This window comes from Microbulbifer maximicatervae (SeqCode), from assembly GCF_052468295.1.
In genome coordinates this window covers 728,179-750,900 of sequence record NZ_CP174340.1, presented here as the reverse complement: position 1 = coordinate 750,900, position 22,722 = coordinate 728,179, and the positions used below count along the sequence as shown (strand labels likewise).

Genomic DNA, 22,722 nt, shown 5'->3' with positions numbered 1-22,722 from the left:
CCTAGGCGGCCTTTTTCGGTGGCCGGCCTCGACGGGCAGCACCAGCCTTCGGTGGACGGCCGCGACGGGCTGGAGCCTTCTTAGCAGCTGCTGTCGCAGTCGCTTTCTTGGGTCGTCCGACTCTTTTTGCTGGCTTAGCCGCTGAAGCTGCCTTCTTTGGACGACCGGCTTTTTTCGCCGTCGCTGTGGCGGCCTTCTTGGGGCGTCCAGGCTTTTTCGCTGCTGTGGCCTTGACTGCAGGTTTCTTCTTGGCCTTTTGAGTTTCGGCTTTTAATTTGGCTTTAGCCTTCTTCTCTAACTCTTTAACTTTAGCGGCAGCTTTCTTTGCAGCTGCTTTAACCTTAGCTTCAGCCTTCTTCTCAGCAGCCTTCAATTTCTTGGCATGAGCCTTTTCTTTGGTTTTTACCCAGCGTGTTTCAAATGCCTTGAGTGCGGCAGCTAACTCTTTATCTGCTTTGCTGGAGAGGCTCTTAGAGAGACTTTCCACCTTTTCTTTTGCAGCAGCTTCAGCCATATGTACGGCATCCATAGCCTTAGCTTTGGCAAGATCCATCTTTGCCGCTGCCAGCTTGGCGCGCAAATCCTTTGCCTTACTATTGGCACTGGCCAGCGAAGTTTTCGCTGTTGCCGCATTACTTTTCTGCGCTCGAGCCTTAGCCTTAGCAACACGGTCCATTTGCGCATCCAGCGATTTAGTCGCTGAATCTACCGCCTTCTGCGCTTTCACGACCGCTGGCGACGCTGCGGTCGCACTAGTTGCTCGTTTCGCGCGTGTACCTTTTTTTACTACTCTTGCCATCCCTTGTCTCCTCACTGAAAGAAGAAGTACATCCAAAAGTGTGCCGGCAGCATTGCCTTTTAGCTATCGAATAAAAACTGGAATCGGCCGTTTTTATTACTTATGCAGAGCGCCGCACCGCCTATTTCGATACAACTTTATCAAAGTTAATAAAAATACCCGGCATTGCAAGTAAAAAAGCGAAAAATGAGAAACTTTTTATAAAAAAAGTATATTTTTCTTATCAATTTTCACTTTTGGGTCCCGTTTTAGCACTTTGGTAGAAATTATTTTGTCCCATTGAGCTTAGTTTGCACAATTTCCGCAAGCGCCTCTATATGATCCTCACGCAAATTTAATGCAGGAATATATCGGTAGTCACTGCCCCCAGCATCAATAAAATTAGCGCGATTCTCTACCGAAATTTCTTCCAATGTTTCCAGGCAATCCGCAGAAAAAGCCGGGCAAATTATATCGACACTACTAACTCCTGTTTTACCCCATTCAATAAGGGTCTTATCGGTGTATGGCTGTAGCCACTCTGCCTTACCAAAGCGCGATTGAAATGTGACTTGCCACTTATCCTCACTGATTTCTAGTTCATCCGCTAATAACCGTGCGGTTTCCATGCAATGGCGATAATAGGGGTCCCCCTTATCAACATTGGCTTTTGGGATACCGTGAAATGAAAGTAACAATTTTTCCGCTGGCCCTGCTTTTTCCCAGTGTTCTTTTACTGAATTGGCCAGGGATTTTATGTAGAGCGGATTTTGGTAATAATCTCGAATCAGAGAAATATCCGGAATATCGCGACTATTGCGAAAAATTTGCGCCACCTGATCATAAATTGCTGCAGTTGTGGTAGCGGAATATTGGGGATATAGGGGAAGCACTATAAAAGACTCGAAACCTTTCTCGCGCAGAGTTTCTATGGTGTTGTCGAGGCGGGGCTCACCATAAGTCATGGCATATTCAACAGCGACATCGCAACCTTTTGCTTTTAAACGCTGCTGCAACAGCTCTGCTTGCTTCTGCGTATAGTAGAGAAGCGGCGATCCTTCCACTTTTGTTTCATCTGCACTGCTATTCCATATTTCCGCATAGGCAGGGGCAATACGTTGTGGACGAAAAGGCAGTACCAAGCAGTTCAATATGGTCAGCCAGATTGGCCGCGGTATCTCGACAACCCTCGGATCTGAAAGGAATTCCCGCAAAAAACTTCTTACTGCTGTAGGTGTAGGCTCAGCTGGAGTACCTAAATTCATCAAAATTATTGCCGTAGACATAAACCGCCCCGTTAGAAATCTTATCCTTTCAAGAAATCCTGCCAGTTATCAGGCAGGGAAGAGCGCATACTGCCAGGCCAATACCGCCGTGATCAACTCGCTCTATATCACTTCTGGAGATACAAAAAAGCCCCCAAGTGGGGGCTTTTAAAAAATGTTAGCGATGATCTCAGCTGAGAGCTTCCAACACTTTCTCGCGAATCTCATCCATACCGCCAACACCCATTACCTTGCTGTACTTGGGAGCCGCTTCAGGAGAGCGTGCTTCCAGCTCGCGATAGAAGCCTACCAGCGGTGCCGTCTGCTCGTGATAAACCGCCAAACGGTTGCGAACAGTTTCTTCAGTATCATCTGTACGCTGGATCAGTGCCTCGCCAGTCACATCATCGACACCCTCAGCCTTGGGCGGGTTGTATACGATGTGATAGACGCGACCAGAGTTTTCATGAACCCGGCGGCCCGAGAGACGCTTTACGATTTCTTCATCGTCAACAGCGATCTCCAGAACATGATCGATATGTACATCGGCTTCCAGAAGGGCTTCAGCCTGGGGAATGGTGCGAGGGAAACCATCGAACAGGAACCCTTTAGCGCAGTCTTCCTGGGCAATGCGCTCTTTAACTAACGCAATGATCAGGTCGTCAGAAACCAATTTTCCCGCGTCCATAACATCCTTGGCCTGTAGGCCAAGAGGGGTACCCGCCTTCACCGCAGCGCGAAGCATATCGCCGGTGGAGATCTGCGGAATGCCGAACTTCTCTGTTATGAATTGAGCCTGAGTGCCCTTGCCGGCTCCCGGCGCGCCCAAGAGAATAATTCGCATGTTCAGTAAGCCTCCAATACTATCGACGAACCAAAAGCCGCCGCGCTAAAAGAGCGCTACCTTACACTCACACCTCAGATTGGGCAAGATTGCTACCGATACCCCCACAATCCATACAAACCACAGAGTACTAAAAGGGGCTTAAAGCTCCGCTCTATGTAAGCCTGTTAAGATCCCTAGCTATCAGCACCGGGCTCCCGCTGAACTTTGGCCTTGTCCCAAAGTCTGTCCAGTTCCTCCAGCGTTGCCTCTGATACTTGCCGACCTTCACTGTGTAAACTGGACTCAACATAACCAAAACGCCGCTCAAATTTCCTGCTACACCCCCGCAAAGCTGCCTCAGGATCAACCTTCAGGTGGCGGGATGCATTCACACAAGAGAAAAGCAGATCCCCCAGCTCCTCCTTTGCATGCTCCGTATCCCCATTTGTCACGGCCTCCCGCAACTCTGCAACCTCTTCCTCAATCTTATCGAGGACACCATCAATATTGGGCCAGTCAAAACCGACACGGGAGGCGCGCTTCTGTAATTTGGCCGCACGCGTCAAAGCCGGAAGACCCACAGCTACTCCTGCCAGGGTTCCTGCATCCCCTTTGGCAGTGCGTTCGGCCTCTTTAATCGCCTCCCAATTCCTCTTTACTTCAGCTTCATCAAGAGCTTCGACAGAGCGGTCGCCGTAGAGGGTTCCACTTGGAAAGACATGGGGATGTCTGCGCACTAGTTTGCGTACCAAAGTGTCAACAATCTGGGGGAAATCAAAGTGGTCTTTCTCACGCCCTAACTGGGCATAAAAAATGACTTGGAAGAGCAGATCTCCGAGTTCTTCGTGCAGGTGCTCAAAGTCTTCCCGCTCAATAGCCTCTGCTACCTCATAGGCCTCTTCAATCGTAGAGGGGACAATACTGGCAAAGTCCTGTTTCAGGTCCCAAGGGCAACCGCCCTCAGGGCTGCGAAGCTGAGCCATCAAGTGGAGGAGGTCCTCCACAGAGTAATTCTTTTCCACGTTATTCCTTACTCAACGTTCAGCGCAGAATTCGCCGCTTTGCCGCTGCCACATTGGGCAGTTGATTGATCCGATGTAAAACTTGGCTCAACTCTTCAAAGTTGTGGATCTCAGCAGTCACGATCATTTCTACCGTATGCTTGTTCTTATTAGAGCGGGTTTGCATAGCGGTAATATTAATTTTCTGACTGTCCAGCATCACCGTGACATCCCGCAACAGGCCCTGGCGATCGTAGGCTTCGATCATAATTTCAACGGCGTAAAGTTCACGGGGTTTTTCCGCCCAACTTACCTGGAGTACCCTTTCAGACTCCTCAACCTGCATACGCAGCATATTTGCGCAGTCTTTACGATGTATAGAAACCCCGCGCCCAAGGGTGATATACCCCATAATTTCATCGCCTGGAACGGGGTTACAACAGCCGGCAATGTGGGTAAGCAAATTACCCACTCCGTCGATATAGACATCTGCCTTGCCTTCTCCCCGGGCAACTGGAGCCGTCAGCGATGGTACCCGAGGCACATTGTCGACCTTCACCATTCGCTGGGCTGCGTTGAGAACCTGACCCACGCCTATATCACCGGCACCCACTGCCGCATAGAGGTCCTCTAGGGAATGCATGTTGAGCTTGGCTGCCAACTTATCGAAATCGAAATCACTCAGCGCCAGCTGCTTAAATTCCCGGTCGAGAATACTGCGGCCATCGGCGATATTCTGATCCCGAGCCTGCTGCTTAAACCAGTGAATAATCTTGGCTCGGGCACGGGAGGTAGTGATATAGGCCATGCCCGAAGAGAGCCAATCGCGACTCGGCGCTTCGAGTTTTCCTGTGAGGATTTCAACCTGATTGGCTGTCTCCAACCGGTGGTTGAGCGGCACGATTCGGCCATCTACTTTAGCCCCGCGACAACGGTGACCAATTTCTGTATGGATCTTGTAGGCAAAATCTAATGGAGTTGCACCCCGAGGCAGGTCTACAACATGACCGCCGGGGGTAAATACATAAATACGTGAATCTGCCTCACTAGAGCGCAAATCATCTTGTAGTGGGTTCCCCCCCACCTCTTCATGCCAGTCGAGCACCTGACGCAACCAGGATATTTTTTGCTCGTAGCTATCTTTACTCTCGCTCTTAAGATCAGTGCCCTTGTAACGCCAGTGAGCACAAACACCGTATTCCGCCTCTTCATGCATAGCAAAAGTTCGGATCTGAACCTCGAGCACCTTTCGCTCGGGGCCAATTACAGCCGTGTGCAGAGAGCGATAACCGTTTTCTTTGGGGGAGGCGATATAATCATCGAATTCATTCGGTATGTTGCGCCAGAGGTTGTGCACTATACCCAGAACCGCATAGCAATCCCTTACTGTTGGGACAAGAATACGCACTGCGCGAATATCATAAACCTGGGAGAAGCCGATATTTTTCCGGCGCATTTTCCGCCAGATACTATAGATATGCTTTGCTCGCCCGTAGACATCACCTTCAATATGGGCGCGCTCGAGTTCAGAGCGCAATAGCTCCAATACCTCGTCGATATACTGCTGCCGAGCCAGTCTTTTCTCATCCAGCAAGCGAGCAATCTGCTTGTAATCTTCCGGCTCAAGATAACGAAAAGATAGATCTTCTAATTCCCATTTGATATGACCAATTCCCAGGCGGTGGGCAAGGGGTGCATAAACATCGGCCACTTCACGAGCAACTCTCTGGCGTTTAGCCGGCTCTGAGTTTTTTGCAGCACGAATGGCACAGGTACGTTCAGCGAGTTTGATCAAAGCGACTCGCACGTCGTCGACCAATGCTACCAGCATACGACGGATATTCTCTGAATGTTCCTCTACCGCACCACTCGGGCTTTCTTCTCCGGTATCTGCGCTGCGACTGCGAATCGCAGCCATACGCAAAACACCACGAATCAACTTGGCAACTCGCTCACCAAATTCTTTTTCCACAGCTTGCAGTGGCAGGCGTTTTTCACGTACGGCACGGTACAGCACTGCCGCGACAAGTGCTTCTGAGTCTATTTGTAAGTCGGCGAGAATCTCAGCCATCTCAAGGCCTGTGGCAAAACTGCTAGCGCCCTCAGCCCAGATATTTTCCGCCTCAATTGCGCGCTGTTCTGCTTCGGCACTCACCTCAGCTGCGCGCCGCAAAGTTACTATCGCAGAACCATCCAGGCCCGCGAGCTTCTGTACATGGCGCAACCAGGATTCAAGGTCGAGTTCACCTTCTCCACCAAAGGAATGATGCTTTCTTACTTGAACCATCTTTTAACAAGAGTCATTTGTGTTATTGGCATAATTTTGTCGTTACTTGGCTTAGCAGCACATTTACTCAGTGCTCATGCTGGATTAAGCGCTTCTCTATCATAGGTTTGAACTCACCAAAGTCCATGATTTTCTGTATACATTTCAATAAGCTGCGCGAAATTCAGCAGTTTTTCGTACCAATTTGAGTGGGAGGGTATAAGTCTTGTCCAGCTTGTTGACCTTTTAACCAACAGTAAACCTGCAAAACCAATGCCTATAGAAAACTAAAATTGTGATATTGGGGAATATCGAGAGAAGTGAACAGGTTGCATTTGTTACTTAAAAGTGAATTTCTCCACCTCTACATGAACACAAAACAAGGCTTTACCGAACTTTACAAACTATCAGTTTTTTTGTATTTACCGGCTTAGTTATTGCTTTTTTAACTGGCAATACACATATAGCAAGAGGATTAGAGGCTCCCCCCAAAAAAAGGGGCAAAAGAGATGATTGTAAATTGATTGGCGAATCACTTTACAAAGCTGCGAATCTCACAAAGTTTTTGCTAGTAGATATCAGGCACAATGCTGGAGTTAAAGCACTTTATTTCCAGCATTGATCAATAAAATAAGATAAATTAGAGAATAAAAGTAAGAGCTATTTTGGGGAGGCAAAAAGTCCTGAAGATAAATAACGATCTCCACGATCACAGACAATTGCAACAATCGTCGCATTTTCTAGCTGCGCAGATAGCCTTAAAGCACCGGCTACCGCCCCTCCAGAGGAAACGCCACAAAAAATACCCTCTTCTTTCGCCAGCCTGCGAGTCATATCCTCAGCTTCTCGCTGGCCCATATCCATGACCATATCCACTTGCTCAGGAACAAAAATCTTAGGTAAGTATGCCTCCGGCCAACGGCGAATCCCCGGAATACTGGAGCCTTCAGTTGGCTGCAATCCAACGATTTGAATATCGGGATTTTGCTCCTTCAAGTAACGCCCGCATCCCATAATGGTACCGGTTGTACCCATTGAAGAGACAAAGTGAGTCACCGTTCCAGAGGTCTGCTGCCAAATCTCCGGACCGGTTCCCTCATAGTGAGCCAGGGGATTATCGCTATTGGCAAACTGGTTCAGTACCAATCCTTTTTTATCCTCTTGCATTTGCAAAGCTAAGTCCCGCGCACCCTCCATACCTTCTTCAGCGCTAACCAATATCAACTCAGCGCCATAAGCTGTCATTGAAGCCTTGCGCTCCTCGGTAGCACTGTCGGGCATAATCAATATCATTTGATAGCCCTTAATCGCTGCAGCCATTGCCAGGGCAATTCCCGTATTACCGCTGGTCGCTTCAATCAGGGTGTCTCCCGGAGAAATATATCCTGCAGCTTCCGCATGGTTGATCATTGAAAGTGCCGGGCGGTCTTTTACCGAACCCGCAGGGTTATTGCCTTCCAGCTTGAGCAAAACAGTATTACTGGTATCACCTGGCAGGCGCTGTAGTTTAACCAGCGGGGTATTGCCTACGCAGTCAGCAATTGTTGGATAATCCATAATGCAATAAATTCCAGAAAAATCTCGCGGGGTCCAAGTGTACAGCAAGCGGTACTATGCACTAAATACCGTCTACTTTGGTCTACTCCCTACCGAGGTTATTAAGGGAGATATACCTGAAGCGGTATTATTCAGATGGCTATGTCGCGCTATCTAATCTTGGCAAAGTGAATCTTTGAGCCTCTAAAACGCGCATGTTGTGACAAAAAAGAAGCGTTTTCTGATAAGTGAATGAGTGCGCTCAGATGTACATAACGGTAAAATGAGGGAAAAATAATCGTACAAGGCCCCTCTTAACATGGCCCCAGGCAACCCTATTCTCTCAATCGAGGAACCAGAGCAACCTCGATCTTTACGAACCCTGGTATTTCGCCTTACTGTAGCACCCGCACTAATTCTGTCCTTGCTCCTCGCTCTCGTTTTCACCCTGCAGCAAATGCACGATCGTCGCCAATTACTATTAAGCCACGGTCGAGCCAGCGCCGAACAGCTAGCTGAACTAATTGAGATGAGCGGGGGCCATCCAGCTGAACTCAGAATGGAATGGCTGCGTAAAAGTTTGCTGGCGCTAATGCTGGAAAAAGATATGGTCAGATCTGTTCATGTCTACTCCACCGAACCCAGCCCAAAGCTAGCCCTCAACCCCAGCACCGGACTCAGCTTGCTGGCCAGTGTCGGGCCGCGTCCACGCACCCCCATTAGCAGGGACACCCTTAACAAGCGCGAACCCTTTATTTTTGAAGATGATGAGACCCTTCAGGTTTTACAGCCATTGAAAGGCGATATCACCACCTGCTGGATAAGTATTGAGCTACATCGCCCCTATTTCCTGGTGGGAACTTACCAAGTTTTACTCGTAGGTTTGGTGGGGTTGATTCTCTGCACCCTAGCCGCGCTGGCCTGGTCGGTCATCATGTCTGAGCGCTTTGCTCACAGCCTGATTAGAATGGGGCATACTCTGGAGGCGATTGGCAGAGGTGAGTTTGATCGACGCACCCATGAAACGGAGAATCGAGAACTCGCTCAACTGGGAAACCAAATTAACGAGATGGCTGAAAACCTGTCCAGTTACCAACAGGAATACAAAGCCAACTTGCTCCAGTCTATGGATGACCTGCGCCAATCCCTGGACAGTATGGAAGAACAAAATATTGAGCTGGACTTAGCACGTAAAAGGGCGCAGGAAGCAAGCAGGATTAAATCGACGTTCCTAGCCAATACCAGTCACGAGATTCGCACACCTTTAAATGGAATTATCGGTTTTACCAACCTGTTGTTAAAAACTGGAATTGATGAGCTACAGCAGGATTACCTGCAAACCATTTTACGCTCATCGGAAAACCTGTTGACTACCATCAACGACATCCTGGACTTTTCCCGCATTGAGTCCGGCAACCTGGTCCTTGACCATATCCCTATGGACCTTGGCTTACTACTTGAAGAGACCCTGCAAATACTGGCCCCAAACGCCTATGAGCACCATCTGGAACTGGTGCCTTTGATCGATTCTCAACTCCCTCCCACTTTAATCGGAGACCCATTACGAATTAAGCAAATACTTACAAACTTGGTGGGTAACGCGGTGCGCAGCTCGGCAAATGGCAATATCCCCGTGCGCTTGTCAGTACATAGCGTTAATAACTCAGAACTTGTACTCCGTATTTCGGTTACCGGCCTGGGTAACCGTATTGACGAGGCTGGTCGCCGTGAAATTGAGAACATCCTCACCAGCAAGTCCCCACAGCTCACCCAACAAATCAGCGCAAATGGTTTAGGGATGTCTATAGCCCGCAGCCTAGTTGAGAGGATGAGCGGCTGCACAGGTATTGAAGAAACAGCCAATGACGGCAGCACCTGTTGGGTGCAAATTTCCCTCCAGGCTGAACGCAATCGAGGCATGTATCCGCGTATTCAATATCCTGGCTGCCGAATTTTACTTGCAGACCCCAACCCAGTTACACGGACCCAGGTAGCCCAGCTACTCAGCCAATGGCAAGTGGAGCCCATAGAACTCGGCGATACCGATACTCTGCAACCGGCAATCGAGCAAATGTGGCGGCACGATGCCCTACCGGATGCGGTTATTATCGATACAGCTACTGCCAAAGGTGATTTTGATAATTTCAGTAGCAAAGTGCAGTCGCTGGTTGATACCTATCAGTGCCGCGTGATCGTACTGGGCCCACCCGCTGAATTGCGTCGCTGCTACGACCAACTGCGCACCCGCACTCTCACTTTCCTTAGCAAACCCGTCACCCGAGACAATTTGCTGCGATCCCTGAAACGAGCAGTACCACAGCAGGGGCAACAGCGGGTTAGTGGCGGGGTACAGGCGCTACCGTGGCCCGCACCACCGCGTGTGCTGGCAGTGGATGACCACGCGGCAAACCGCCGACTGGTCGGCGAACTTCTGCGAGCACAAGATGTAGAAGTCGTTATTGCAGCAAGCGGCGAAGAAGCTCTACAGCTTTGGCAGCAGGGAGCTTTCGACCTGGTATTTATGGATATTCAAATGCCCGAGATGGATGGTATCGAAGCTACACGCCTGATTCGTGAGCAGGAGACCGGCCGCCGTACTCCAATCATTGCCCTCACCGCCCACGCCGGCGCCGAAGAAAAAGCACGCCTGCTGTCTGCGGGACTGGACGACTACTTAAGCAAGCCTGTTAGCGAGGCCCAGCTCTCCCATATGATCAAGCGCTGGCTTAAGATCATCACTCCCCAGGCCGCAGAAAAAGTGAAGATTGAGGAGATGCGCCTGGTAGACATTGGCGAATGCCTGACCCTCGCCAACGGCGATGCCAAGCTGGCCAGGGACATGCTGCGCATGTTGATTGACGGTCTCAGCTCAGATGAGAGAGAACTGGAAAGGTTGTACAATCTTGGGGATTACAAGGGCATGTTCGAACTCACTCATCGCATGCACGGTGGCTGCTGCTATTGCGGAGTTTCACGCTTGAGAGAATCAACTTGCGTGTTACAAGAGGCATTGCGCACTATCCAAGGCTCCGATGCCCAAGCCTTTGACCAGCGCAAACTCAATGCTGTTCTCAGGGAGATCCGGGCGCTGCGCGAGTGGGCCTCTGAACAGGACTTGGATGCGCTCTTTGGCCTGGAGGTAGTTGCCTAGCAGGATTCAAATACGACGAATGCCAGGGCCGAGTCTTTTTCATCAGACAGGCTGAGGTGGATTCTGTCCACACCAAGTTTTTCGGCCCTCTCCTCAGCTGCGCCCGCCAGCACCACCTGCGGTGCAGCTCCCTTGCGGCGACGGACATCGATGTCTTGCCAGGAAACCCCTTCACCAATCCCAGTGCCCAAGGCCTTGGCTACAGCCTCCTTCGCCGCAAATCGCTTGCACAGATATGCAGCACGGATGGGCTCAGCCATAGCATAAAAGTCCTTCCTCTCCGCACTGTTAAGAACACGCTCAACAAAGCGATCACCAAAGCGCTGCCACGCCACCTCAATACGGTCGTAGTTACAAATATCGGTGCCAATACTAACAATCATTTTTTTCCGTAAACCTGTCGAAAAAGCTCTCTGCTCTGCAAAGGCTTATCCCCCAATACTTTCCTCAACAATAATCGTGTTAGGCGCTTTGCAGGTGCTAAAGCCTCACCTGACCAGCCACCCCCATTCATAGCGCTGTCCATCCCCAATAGTTCGGCACCTGAAAAAAAACACTCTCCCAGGCTCTCATCATTGGAGCGGTGAACAGGAATTAAACCCCACTCATCATCCAGGCGATAAACCCCATCTTTACTTACAGGGTCTCCTTGCGGGTCGCAAATATTGAGGGACGGGCAGGTACCGAGCTCCAGGAACAGTTGTAACTCAAAGCGACGAAGCGGACCTTCCAGTTCAGCGTTGGAGAGTCCCTCCAGCTGAGACAGAGATTCCAGCAGGCTCTGATAAGCTGCAAACAGCGTGTAATGCGCCTCGCCCTCGGGAAGGAGCCTTACCATCAGTTCATTGGCATAAAGGCCCGCATAAACCGCTCGGCTCTTGAGCCATAGTGGTACACCAACATTTTCTACTGGACCGAGCGTTTTAAGCGAACTCGCTCCCATCAATGTGACAAGCAACGGGGTGAAGGGCTGCAACGCTTGTTGGCGGCGCTGCTTGTCACGGCGGGCCCCACGGGCGACACAGCCCAGCCGGCCGTAATCGGGAGTGAAAAGCTCCAGGATCAAACTGGAGTCTTTATAGGGCCGCGAATGGAGGATATATGCGGGTTGAGGCGGTTGAGGCGTTTTCATAGGTGCAGGGGAAATTGCCCTGATGATTACTCGTCTCTGTAACCGAGACTGCGCAGAGCCCGCTCATCATCAGACCAGCCAGATTTCACCTTCACCCACAAATTGAGCATTATCTTGCTATCAAACAAGCGCTCCATATCTTCTCTAGCCTGGCTGCCAATCTGTTTGATTCGCTCGCCCTTATTTCCAATGATGATACGTTTTTGGCCCGCCCGCTCAACCAAAATAGCAGCGCTGATATGCAAGACCTTACCCTCTTGGGCAAACTCCTCTACCTCCACAGTAACTTGGTAGGGAACCTCGGCACCCAATTGACGCATAATTTTTTCGCGAACAATTTCTGCTGCGAGAAAGCGCGAGCTGCGGTCGGTCACTTGATCTTCGGGGAAGAAATGCTGCCCCTCAGGCAAGTGCTTCAGAATAACCTCTTCCAAAGTATCCAGATTTACGTTGCGCAAGGCTGATATGGGAACAATTTCAGCTTTTGGATGCTCCTCAGCCAGGGCTTGTAGCTGGGGCAGGAGATCAGCTTTATCCTCGAGCTGATCCACCTTGTTCACGGCGATAATTAATGGGCATTTAATACCGCGCAGCTTATCTGCCACCAACTGGTCTGCCTCACTCCAACGAGTGCGCTCTACAACAAACACCACTACATCCACGTCCCGCGCAGCGCTGGCGGCAGCTCGGTTCATATAGCGGTTAATCGCTTTTTCTTGATCGGAGTGCAAACCCGGAGTATCGACAAAAATAATCTGGTTTGGACCTTCGGTTTTAATACCGAGCATATTGTGGCGGGTGGTCTGCGGCTTGCGCGAAGTAATCGCGAGTTTCTGCCCCAGCAGGTGGTTCAACAGTGTGGATTTTCCCACATTGGGGCGGCCGACAATCGCGACATAGCCACAGCGAGAAGGTTGTTCGCTCAAGAAATTTCTCCGAAAGAGTTGGAGGTCTCCGGGAATCCCCGGAGCCAGAAGCGCCCCCAGTGATACAGGAGGCTGTCATTACGATGCGGGAAATGGATCCGGCGCGTCGTTTCTATTGTAAGGTTAGTCCTGCCCGGTGAGGAGCTTATAAGCTTCCACCGCCGCAGTCTTTTCAGCATTACGGCGACTGCTGGCTTCGCCTTTTACGGGCTGCGTAAGGCCACTGACACGGCACTCCACTACAAAATGCTGTGCGTGTTCAGCGCCAGAAACATCTACGACTTTATATTCCGGCAGAGGTTTTTTACGCGCCTGCAGCCACTCCTGCAAGCGGGTTTTGGGATCCTTCACGGTCTCTAATGATAGGCCCTGCAAGCGCAATGCAAACCACTCAAGTACCCGGGAGCGTGCAGCCTCCAAACCGGCATCCAGATAGATGGCCCCAATAAGAGCCTCTACGGCATCGGCCAGAATCGATGCCCGACGAAAGCCGCCACTTTTCATTTCACCTTCACCGAGGCGCAGGCAATCACCAATTTCCAGCTCCCGCGCAAGTTTTGCCAGGGTTTCACCGCTAACCAATTGTGCCCTCAAGCGGCTCAACTGCCCCTCGCGCCCGTTGGGGAACTGCTCGTAAAGTGCCGCGCCGATAGTGAACCCGAGTATCGAGTCGCCGAGAAACTCCAGGCGCTCATTATTACGACTCCCATGGGATCGGTGAGTAAGAGCCAACTCAAGCAGCTCGGCCTGATCAAAATCATGGCCGAGGCGCTTGCAAAGGCGTTCCAATAAAAGATCAGTCACGTTTGCGGAATTGCTCCAGATCGATCAGCGCATCACAGCAAAGCTCCGGCTTCGCAGTGTCGAGCTGTTTATTAAACTTCATCACAACATCTACGTTGTATATCAGCGGCTGGCGCAGTTCGTAATTGATGCTCACAACAGAACCCTTTGCACCGCGAACTACCTGCACAGATTTAGTAGGCTCTCCGCGCACATTGTTTACCAGGAAAAAACGGTTCAGCTCTTTTTTAATCTGACCCGTGGTCATATCTTCTAGGTTTGGGTTTTGACCGAGGGTTTTTAGCCCTTCGTTAACGTAACGAGCATCTACGTAGGCCGGTGCCATCTTGGACACACAGGTCAAAGCAAATCCCAACATCGCGATAATCAGCAGCCAACCCCAGTAGCTCATACCGCGCTGCTGCTGCAGTGAAAGGTTGAGTTTACTACCCATAACTATGCCCTCTATCCTTTATAAATAACCGGGCTAACGCCCGGCTGGTTTCTTTATTGGATTGAGCCTACACGCTTAAAGCTGGGCAAACTGAGCAACTTGTCCCAGTGCATCCAAATGGCGAAAGCTTTGCCGACGATATCCTTCTCTGGGACAAAGCCCCACTCCCGGCTATCGAGGCTGTTATCGCGGTTATCGCCCATCATAAAATAATGCCCTTGCGGCACTACACCACTAAAGTTACTGTACTGCCGGGGGCGGACACTTTTCTGCATCTCGTGGCGATAGCCATCGAGATCTTCCCACATGACTTCTGTTTGCGGGTTACTCGGCGGGATGGCCCGGATCAATTCTTGGCGAGCCATCTCACCGTTGACATAGAGCACATTGTTCTTCAGCTCTATCTTGTCACCGGGTAACCCAATCACCCGTTTGATGTAGTAAGTATCGTTATTGTGGGGTGGAAAGAACACCATGACATCGCCGCGCTTGGGCTCACCCACATCCATTACCTTGGTTCGGGACACTGGCAAGCGCACACCGTAGGCATACTTGTTGACCAGAATAAAGTCCCCGACTTCCAATGTTGGAATCATTGAACCTGAAGGAATCTGGAAGGGCTCGACAATAAAAGAGCGCAGAACAAATACGATCGCCAGAATCGGGAAGAAAGACTTCGCGTACTCGACAACGATCGGATCTTCTTGCTGGTCCCCGACATTCTTCTTGCGTTGACGGGCGAAAAACAGACTGTCAACTAACCAGATTCCGCCACTAATCACAACCAACCACAGCAGAATCAGAGGTAAATTTATATCCATTACTTTTCTCTACTATCCCTTATTTTTCGTCGTGGCGCAGGGCCGAAGCCCTACTGATCCACCTTCAGTACCGCCAGGAATGCCTCCTGCGGCACTTCAACACGGCCCAACTGCTTCATTCTGCGCTTACCCGCTTTCTGCTTCTCCAGCAGCTTCTTCTTACGAGTAACATCACCACCGTAACATTTGGCCGTCACGTTTTTGCGCAGCGCCTTCACCGTGGTTCTCGAAACTACCTGACCACCAATAGCCGCCTGGATCGCCACATCAAACATCTGACGAGGAATCAGCTCTTTCATCTTTTCCGCCATTGCGCGGCCTTTCTGCTGCGCATTATCGCGGTGGACAATCAGCGCCAGAGCATCCACCCGGTCACCATTAATCAGGATATCCAGTCGCACCAACTTGGCCGCTTCAAAGCGGACAAAGCTGTAATCCAAAGAGGCAAAGCCTCGGCTTACGGATTTGAGGCGATCGAAGAAGTCCATAACCACTTCGCTCATCGGCAGTTCATAGCGCAGGGACACTTGTGAACCTACGTATTGCATGTCCTTTTGAATACCGCGTTTTTCCACACACAAAGTGATGACGTTGCCCAAATACTCCTGTGGTACAAGAATATTTACCTCGGCAATCGGCTCCCTCATCTCTTCGATGGAGCCTACATCGGGTAAGCGCGATGGATTATCTACCATCACTATCTCACCGTCTGACTGCTCAACTTCATAAACCACGGTCGGCGCTGTGGTAATCAGATCCAGGTCGTATTCCCGCTCCAGACGCTCCTGGATAATTTCCATATGCAGCATGCCGAGGAAGCCACAACGGAAACCAAAGCCCAGGGCATCGGATGTTTCTGGTTCGTAGAACAGGGAGGCATCGTTCAGCGACAGCTTCTCCAGCGCATCCCGGAAAGCCTCATAATCGTCTGAACTAACCGGGAACAAGCCTGCATAAACCTGGGGCTTAACCTTCTGGAAGCCCGGCAGCATATCAATGTCATCAGCGCCCTTAGCATGGGTCAGCGTATCGCCCACAGGAGCGCCATGAATATCCTTGATCCCTGCCACCACAAAGCCCACTTCACCTGCGCGAAGTACACCGGTTTCGTGGCGCTTGGGTGTAAAAATTCCCACGCTGTCCACAACATGGGCACGGCCGATAGATTTGGTGACAATCTTTTCTTTGGTTTTCAGGGTGCCCTGTACAACACGCACCAAGGAAACAACGCCCAGGTAACTGTCAAACCATGAGTCGATAATCAGCGCCTGTAGAGGAGCATCGACATCGCCTTCAGGCGGTGGTACCAAGCGCACCAGATCTTCCAGTACATCCTCAACACCGAGGCCAGACTTAGCGCTGCAACGAGTCGCTTCGGCGGCATCGATACCGATAATATCTTCAATTTCTTCGGCAACCTTTTCAGGGTCTGCCTGGGGCAAGTCCATCTTGTTCAAGACAGGGATAACTTCCAACCCCTGTTCAATGGCTGTATAGCAGTTGGCAACCGACTGGGCCTCAACGCCCTGGGCGGCATCTACCACCAGTAGCGCGCCTTCACAAGCTGCCAGAGAACGGGACACCTCATAGGAGAAATCCACGTGTCCGGGGGTATCAATAAAGTTCAGTTGATAGGTCTTACCATCGCGCGCTTCATAGTCGAGCGTCACACTCTGCGCCTTGATGGTAATCCCACGCTCGCGCTCGAGCTCCATGCTGTCCAGCACCTGTTCAGCCATCTCCCGATCGGAGAGGCCACCACAGTCCTGGATAAAGCGGTCAGCCAGGGTAGATTTCCCGTGGTCGATATGGGCAATAATGGAGAAATTGCGGATATGAGAGAGATCTGTGGCCACTGCGGAATAAAAACCCTTGCAAAATCAAATGATTAGCTGGCTATAGTGCCAACTGTGTGGCGCAAGTCTAACAGAACTCATGGACAGAGGTGAGAGCTAGGTGGCCCAATGGGCCACCAATCGCTGGAAAGCGGCTAGCTTTCGATCTTAATTGTACGGAAAGTGGACTGCCCGGCCCGGAAGAAGCGAATCGGCAATAGCTCATCCTCCGGCAGATCCTTGACGACAGTTTTGTAGTCACTAATGTCGCCAACTTCTTCAAAACCAAGTTGCGCGATGATATCACCACTGCGCAAACCTGCTTTGGCACCGGGCTTGCCTGGAATCACCTGCTTCACCAGCACCCCAGTTTCCACATTCCAGCGTTGCTTCAGGATATCGGGAATTTCCTCAACCACGACCCCCAGGCGCCCACCCACTCCAGAGCTGGGATTGGCTGCCACTTGCCTCGCTTCATCTTCAGAACCCGGCAGGGTGCCGACAGTGACACTCAGGCGCTCGGGTTTACGATTGCGAATCAACTCCACCTGGGCCTGTGTACCCGGTCGAATCTGGCCTACAACGTGCGGCAGGTCACCAAAAACCCCTATCTTCTGACCATGGAAGCGCAAAATGATATCACCGGGCATAATTCCCGCTTGAGCTGCGGGCGACCCAGGGCTCACCTGATCGATCAGGGCGCCGGCGGGCTTACCAAGGCCCATGGCTTCCGCCATATTGCGGTCGACATTACTGATTCCCACTCCGAGCCACCCGCGATCCACCCGCCCTTTTTCTTTTAACTGGGCAACCACATCCTGGGCAAGGCTTGCGGGAATAGCGAAGGAGAGCCCGATAGATCCGCCACTGCGGGTATAGATCTGAGAGTTGATACCCACTACCTCGCCATCCAGGTTAAACAGCGGGCCTCCGGAATTTCCGGGGTTAATTGCAACATCTGTCTGGATAAAAGGAACGTAATTCTCGCGGCTCTCATTGGGGATACTGCGCCCCATCGCACTGACGATCCCGGCGCTTGCGGAGTAGTCCAAGCCGAAGGGAGAGCCAATAGCGACAACCCATTCTCCCACCTGCAGTTCTTCGGAATCCCCCCAGCGTACTGACGACAGGTCTTCCGCGTCGATCTTTAACAGGGCCAGGTCGGAGCGCACATCCTTGCCGATAACCTGCGCCTCGTATTCGCGACGATCAGTCAATGTAACGGTTACCTGGTCCGCACCATCGACCACGTGATTATTGGTTACGATATAACCGTCTTCAGAGATGATAAAGCCGGACCCCATACTCGCTACCGGGCGCTGCTGGCGCTGGCGCGGCTCGAAAAGGTGGCGGAAGATATCGGGAATTTCCTGTTGAAGCTGCGGCTGGCTACTGCGACTAGTGCGGTTGCGATCAACCGTGTTGATTTTGACGACTGCCGGAGAGTTATCTTCGATTAACTCCGTAAGTTCAGGCAGTCCGCGGGCACTGGCAGCCCCGGAAACCAGCAGACAAAGAACCAGTAGATATTGTGTACAACGTTTAACCATAGGTTTGTTACCCCTAGTGATCCCTTCTAATATGAAACCATTGGATTTTCGAGTCCTTTCAAGGGCGAGCCTTGGCTTGTCCAGCCCCTTAGGGACTCTCAGTAACGACTTAGTGGCGATCTAGTCACCAAAGTTCTACAACAGACTGTAAAACTGTGTAAAGAGTTAACGATGTCCGAAATGCGCCCGCGTCCAGAACGCGGTCAGTTTCACCTGCCCACTGAGCTCTACGGCCAAAGTGTTTTGGGCGCCCCCCTACTCTATTTTCCCGCGCAAACCGGTACCCACCACGGCCTCATTATGGCCGGTACCCACGGAGATGAAGTCGCCGCAGTCGTCGCTCTATCCTGCGCGTTGCGGGCCCTCTCCACCAATTCATTGAGGCATCACGTAATCCTCGCTGTCAATCCGGATGGCTGCCAGCTGGGCACCAGGGCCAACGCACGCGGCGTAGATCTCAACCGCAACTTTGCCACTGCAAATTGGGATGGCAGTGGCAATGTCTACCGGTGGAACAGTGCTGCGGAAAAACGCGATGTTCGGTTAAGTACAGGTGATAGCGCCGCCTCTGAACCCGAGACCTCTGCACTTTGCCAGCTGCTTGCAAAGCTGGGACCGACCTGGACCGTTTCCATTCACGAGCCCCTTGCCTGTGTCGAGGACCCCAGCAACAGCCCTCTGGGAATGCAGCTTGCCAGCGATTTTAAGCTCCCTCTGGTTGGGGATGTGGGTTACCAGACCCCTGGATCATTCGGCACCTGGTGCGCAGAACAAACACTGCCCTGTATTACCCTTGAATTCCCCCCAATATCAGCTGATGCGGCAAGTGAAGACTACCTGCAAGCACTAATTGATCTGCTGACTTACGACCAATAAACTCTTCCTGCCTCGAAACGCAGAGGGGGCTCCACATCGCGGGCCAGCCAGGTGGGCCCATCCAGGTCCAGAAAGCTCGCTCGACTTCCCAAGAGCCAGGCTGCTCGGATAGCCCGAGAGGTACAAAGCATACATCCCAACATAATTTCCAGGCCGAGATCAGTCGCTTCATCTGTCAGTGCCAGGGCCTCGGTAATCCCGCCAGTTTTGTCCAACTTGATATTGACCATCTCATAGCGTTTGAGCAACTTCGGCAGATCTTCCCGAGTATGGCAACTCTCGTCCGCACAAATCGTCAGCGGGTGCTCAAAGCTCTCCAAAAATTCATCTTCACTCGCAGGAAGTGGCTGCTCAAGCATCGCCACCCCCAGCTCGCTTAAATCATGACATCTCTGTAACAAGGTCTCTTTTCGCCATGCCTCATTGGCATCAATCACCAACCTGGCATCCGGTGCTGCAGAGCGTACTGCCGACACCCTTTCTTGCACATGTTGGTCATCGAGTTTCAACTTGAGAACATCAGCTCCCGCCGTCACAGCAATTTTCGCAGCACTTGCCATTGCCTCGGGACTATCAACAACTAATGTCTGTACGGTAGGGAGAAAATCCGGAGCCGGATGTAGACGCCTCGCTTTTTTAACCTCCCAATCTGCCAGCGCACAATCCAATGCATTTCGCGCCGCTCCGGCAGGCATACGCAGCTGTAATTGCTCTCGGGTCAACCCATCACTCACCTCTTTGAGCATTGGCTGCAGCTGGTGCAAAACAGAGGCAGCACTTTCTCCATAGCGAGCATAAGGCGTGCACTCACCGACGCCAGAGACTTCACCATCACTAAGCTCCACCACCACAACTTGAGCCTCAGTGCGCGCGCCACGAGAGATGACAAATGCAGTACGTAGAGGCCAGCGCTCATCAAAACAGCGAGCCCTCATTGGCAGAGCCTCCAGGCAATAAAAGGAACTCTCAGTTTAGGCCAGGGAGACGAGGGCTAGCTGGCGAAGGCGGAGGCGACGGACTATTTCTTTTGGGAGGGCTCAATCTGCAGAAGTACAGGGGTGTAGGTGGGGTTTTGCGACTGGGACCTACTGTACCAGCGAACTCCCAAAGCACCGAAGACCAGACCGATCAAGGCCCCAATTACAGCACCGGGTTCAGCGAAGAGCGAATCCCCAATCAGTGCAACTAGCACCAGGGACATCAAGGGGACGAGGTAAACCAGCAAGGCACTACTGGTCAGGGCATTCTCGGTAATACCAATTACCGCCACATCATCGAGGTGGATTTTATCTGCGGAAAAACCGTTGAGAGCTACTTTAACGCGGGTCGAAGAAGAAAACAGATCGCCCAGTAATCCGGTCCCACAGCTGGACTTGGTAGAACAGCCATTACAGGCGCTACTCTGGGTGGCCTCCACCCAGATAGCATCGGACTCTATGGCCACCACCCGACCACGCTCTTGAAGCACCTATATGCTCACTTAGCTCTTTGCGGTAATTGAGCTGGCAACACGGCGCGCTGTAGTTTCGGGGATTTCACCCACCACTGTTACAGTGTAAGCAACACCTTCAATTTCCAAGCGGTCCATATAGGCTGTTGTGGCTCCGCGGATTGCGCGGCCTTTAAAACCCTCAAGTTCTGGACCGAGGCGCTGGACAAATACAGAGAACACTCCCAGCCCGTCGCTAAACACCATCATGTCGCCATCAGATAACGGCTTGACGGATACTACCCGGAAACCATCGGGCAACCAGCCCACCTGCCAGCGGCTCTGTGAAGCCGTACACTCATTCCGATTATCGATGCGCCGGGCATTATTGGAGACCGCCTGTAGTGCGGCATCCTCTACAGGGGAGAGATCCAGTTGTACAAACTGGTAACGCTCCAGTACGCGGCCCTGGGTGCTAACCAGCATGGTCTTCAACGGCAGCCCAGTCTGTTTATCGAGACTCACTACCAAGCCCAGGCGATAGCGATCCCTCGGTCGCGCCTCAATCACAATAGCATCGCGATCCGCGATTCGCTCCTCACCCCGCAAGATAAATTGGTAGGCGCGCTGAGCCTGTTGTTGGCCCGCCGAGTTCCATGCTGTAGCACGATTTCTTGGCGAAGCACTGACATCGCAATTTCCGGCACTGCCGTGGCTGATCAACTCTCTAGGCTCACCACTGAGGTAGCGCACGCGCTCTACCTGCTCACCTTCTCGAACCGCGTGAACTACCTGCAAGGTCTCCAGGAGGCCCGCATGCTCAAAGGTCACCAGACCACTGTATTCAAGCTCAGTTACTGCCTTTGCCAACTTGGCTAGCCAATGCTCAACCTCGTTATTACTCACCACACCCGGGCTTACCATGCCGCTCTGCGCTGCAGGGTTGAGATTCGCAGGATTGAGATTAACTACACCAGATGTCACCCCCTCTTGCGCCGGCACGGTACCAACAGCGCCTTCCGGAGCTGCAGTTGCTGGATCGGCCGGTACTGCGGCAGGGCTTTCCACCTTAACCGAGCCCCCATCTGTCATAGCAACCTCCACTACAGCTGGGGCTGCTGCGGGAGCAGTACTCATATCGAGATTGATGGTGGTGGGGGCACTGGGTTCGACCCCAGTGTCAACCTGGGCAAATGACATGGGTGCCAACAACGAGGAGGCCAACAGTAGACCGTTGGCCTTGAGAATCCCGCTGAAAATTCGGCGCCCCCTGGTTTCGACTTTCGTCACACTACATTCCAACCTGTTCGCCGTAAGTGGCGCGAGCAAAGGGAACCATGCCCTGACTGCCCACATGAGCGGCTTGTTCTGAGTGCTGAATCATTACGCGATTCAGGTGGCGCATCAACTCGGGAGTCGGGGCCTGCTGAATTACGGCCTGCCCCACAACACCGGTGCGTTGTTCCGGCACAAAGCGGGGAGCCGCAGTGCTCACTGAGCGCGTGGAAGGGGCGGGCACATAGAAACCGGAAGGCTGCGGTGCAGACTGAACGACCGGCTGAGCCTCCCGTTCTACCGAAGCTACCGGCTGGTTTGCCCCCTGAATAGCGCTCTGTGGAGAATCTGTCATTTGCTGCACACCCAAAATGGCAGCAAAGGCCACCGTCGCAGCAACAGCACCACGGGACAGCGGACGCCACCAGCGATTGTTGACCAAATTGCCAGCAACCGCAGATCCCCCATTGCCGTTTTGCGACAGAGGCTCTTCCTCATCGATGGCGGCAGAAATACTCGCTGCAAGGCCGATGTCGACCGGCGCGACCTGTTCGCGGCGCATAACACTCGCCGCAAGTTGGTAACGCGACCAGCGCTCACCGAACTCTTCAGAGGCCGCGCTGGCCTTCAGAAGCCGTTGCAGCTCCAGTTCGCTGACTTCGCCATCCATGAGCGCCGAGAGCGACTCGTTAAGACGTTCCTGATGATTCCCGTGGGACATAGGGGTTAACCCTCTTGTGCAATCATTTATTCGGTGCCCACAAGCACCATATTTGGTTACATGTTATGACCGGAGTCTGAGCAGTTGGTTTCCCCGA

At 52.0% G+C, this 22,722-nt stretch carries 20 protein-coding genes; 2 read left to right on the top strand and 18 right to left on the bottom strand.

Annotated features, from left to right (window positions below):
• Nucleotide 1 precedes the first annotated feature (1 nt).
• The 6 genes from ACJJIQ_RS03775 to cysM all read right to left on the bottom strand — a co-directional run bounded on the left by ACJJIQ_RS03775 (nt 2) and on the right by cysM (nt 7,693).
• On the bottom strand, nt 2-799 hold the full coding sequence (locus tag ACJJIQ_RS03775) for a hypothetical protein (RefSeq protein WP_413662735.1): 798 nt from the start codon (nt 797-799) through the stop codon (nt 2-4).
• Between the two features lie 266 nt (nt 800-1,065).
• Complete coding sequence (gene hemH / locus ACJJIQ_RS03770) at nt 1,066-2,064, bottom strand: ferrochelatase (protein WP_282931973.1); 999 nt, start codon at nt 2,062-2,064, stop codon at nt 1,066-1,068.
• 169 nt (nt 2,065-2,233) lie between these two features.
• Nucleotides 2,234-2,887 (bottom strand): adenylate kinase, encoded by a 654-nt coding sequence (adk, locus tag ACJJIQ_RS03765; RefSeq protein WP_282931972.1) that lies wholly within the window; start codon nt 2,885-2,887, stop codon nt 2,234-2,236.
• Nucleotides 2,888-3,063: 176 nt separating this feature from the next.
• Nucleotides 3,064-3,891, bottom strand: coding sequence for a nucleoside triphosphate pyrophosphohydrolase (gene mazG, locus ACJJIQ_RS03760; protein ID WP_445363751.1), 828 nt, complete (start codon nt 3,889-3,891; stop codon nt 3,064-3,066).
• A gap of 19 nt (nt 3,892-3,910) precedes the next feature.
• Nucleotides 3,911-6,157, bottom strand: a complete 2,247-nt coding sequence (gene relA, locus ACJJIQ_RS03755) for a GTP diphosphokinase (RefSeq protein ID WP_444911202.1) — start codon at nt 6,155-6,157, stop codon at nt 3,911-3,913.
• Nucleotides 6,158-6,796: 639 nt separating this feature from the next.
• Nucleotides 6,797-7,693, bottom strand: a complete 897-nt coding sequence (gene cysM, locus ACJJIQ_RS03750; protein ID WP_445363750.1) for a cysteine synthase CysM — start codon at nt 7,691-7,693, stop codon at nt 6,797-6,799.
• Between the two features lie 298 nt (nt 7,694-7,991).
• Between cysM and ACJJIQ_RS03745 the strand changes: the two genes are divergently transcribed.
• The gene (locus tag ACJJIQ_RS03745) at nt 7,992-10,823 is read left to right on the top strand and encodes a response regulator (protein WP_413662740.1); all 2,832 of its coding nucleotides are present in this window, start codon (nt 7,992-7,994) and stop codon (nt 10,821-10,823) included.
• Here ACJJIQ_RS03745 and acpS read toward each other — a convergent pair.
• The 8 genes from acpS to ACJJIQ_RS03705 form a co-directional block, all read right to left on the bottom strand.
• Entirely contained in the window at nt 10,820-11,206 is a 387-nt protein-coding gene (acpS, locus tag ACJJIQ_RS03740; RefSeq protein WP_282931967.1) for a holo-ACP synthase, read from the bottom strand. The two genes, ACJJIQ_RS03745 and acpS, sit on opposite strands and share 4 nt — an antisense overlap.
• The gene (recO, locus tag ACJJIQ_RS03735) at nt 11,203-11,889 is read right to left on the bottom strand and encodes a DNA repair protein RecO (protein WP_445363749.1); all 687 of its coding nucleotides are present in this window, start codon (nt 11,887-11,889) and stop codon (nt 11,203-11,205) included. The genes acpS and recO overlap by 4 nt, the downstream gene beginning before the upstream one ends.
• 92 nt (nt 11,890-11,981) lie before the next feature.
• Complete coding sequence (era, locus tag ACJJIQ_RS03730; protein WP_282931965.1) at nt 11,982-12,881, bottom strand: GTPase Era; 900 nt, start codon at nt 12,879-12,881, stop codon at nt 11,982-11,984.
• Between the two features lie 123 nt (nt 12,882-13,004).
• Nucleotides 13,005-13,685, bottom strand: a complete 681-nt coding sequence (gene rnc / locus ACJJIQ_RS03725) for a ribonuclease III (RefSeq protein ID WP_413662743.1) — start codon at nt 13,683-13,685, stop codon at nt 13,005-13,007.
• Nucleotides 13,678-14,118 (bottom strand): DUF4845 domain-containing protein, encoded by a 441-nt coding sequence (locus tag ACJJIQ_RS03720; protein ID WP_413662744.1) that lies wholly within the window; start codon nt 14,116-14,118, stop codon nt 13,678-13,680. Before ACJJIQ_RS03720 ends, rnc begins: the two co-directional genes overlap by 8 nt.
• 53 nt (nt 14,119-14,171) lie before the next feature.
• Complete coding sequence (gene lepB, locus ACJJIQ_RS03715) at nt 14,172-14,939, bottom strand: signal peptidase I (protein ID WP_445363748.1); 768 nt, start codon at nt 14,937-14,939, stop codon at nt 14,172-14,174.
• A 50-nt stretch (nt 14,940-14,989) separates the two neighbouring features.
• Nucleotides 14,990-16,795, bottom strand: coding sequence for a translation elongation factor 4 (gene lepA / locus ACJJIQ_RS03710; protein WP_413662746.1), 1,806 nt, complete (start codon nt 16,793-16,795; stop codon nt 14,990-14,992).
• A 134-nt stretch (nt 16,796-16,929) separates the two neighbouring features.
• Nucleotides 16,930-18,324, bottom strand: coding sequence for a Do family serine endopeptidase (locus tag ACJJIQ_RS03705; RefSeq protein ID WP_413662747.1), 1,395 nt, complete (start codon nt 18,322-18,324; stop codon nt 16,930-16,932).
• 171 nt (nt 18,325-18,495) lie between these two features.
• Between ACJJIQ_RS03705 and mpaA the strand changes: the two genes are divergently transcribed.
• Nucleotides 18,496-19,200: a murein tripeptide amidase MpaA gene (gene mpaA, locus ACJJIQ_RS03700; protein ID WP_445363747.1), complete on the top strand. Its 705-nt coding sequence runs from the start codon at nt 18,496-18,498 to the stop codon at nt 19,198-19,200.
• On the opposite strand, the gene ycjG is transcribed toward mpaA, so the two are convergent.
• The 4 genes from ycjG to ACJJIQ_RS03680 form a co-directional block, all read right to left on the bottom strand.
• Nucleotides 19,188-20,135: an L-Ala-D/L-Glu epimerase gene (ycjG, locus tag ACJJIQ_RS03695; RefSeq protein ID WP_445363746.1), complete on the bottom strand. Its 948-nt coding sequence runs from the start codon at nt 20,133-20,135 to the stop codon at nt 19,188-19,190. The genes mpaA and ycjG overlap by 13 nt on opposite strands.
• An 83-nt stretch (nt 20,136-20,218) precedes the next feature.
• Nucleotides 20,219-20,668 (bottom strand): SoxR reducing system RseC family protein, encoded by a 450-nt coding sequence (locus ACJJIQ_RS03690; RefSeq protein WP_445363745.1) that lies wholly within the window; start codon nt 20,666-20,668, stop codon nt 20,219-20,221.
• Between the two features lie 12 nt (nt 20,669-20,680).
• The gene (locus tag ACJJIQ_RS03685; RefSeq protein WP_445363744.1) at nt 20,681-21,919 is read right to left on the bottom strand and encodes a MucB/RseB family sigma factor regulatory protein; all 1,239 of its coding nucleotides are present in this window, start codon (nt 21,917-21,919) and stop codon (nt 20,681-20,683) included.
• 1 nt (nt 21,920) lies between these two features.
• Nucleotides 21,921-22,625: a sigma-E factor negative regulatory protein gene (locus ACJJIQ_RS03680; protein WP_444898008.1), complete on the bottom strand. Its 705-nt coding sequence runs from the start codon at nt 22,623-22,625 to the stop codon at nt 21,921-21,923.
• Nucleotides 22,626-22,722: the final 97 nt, after the last annotated feature.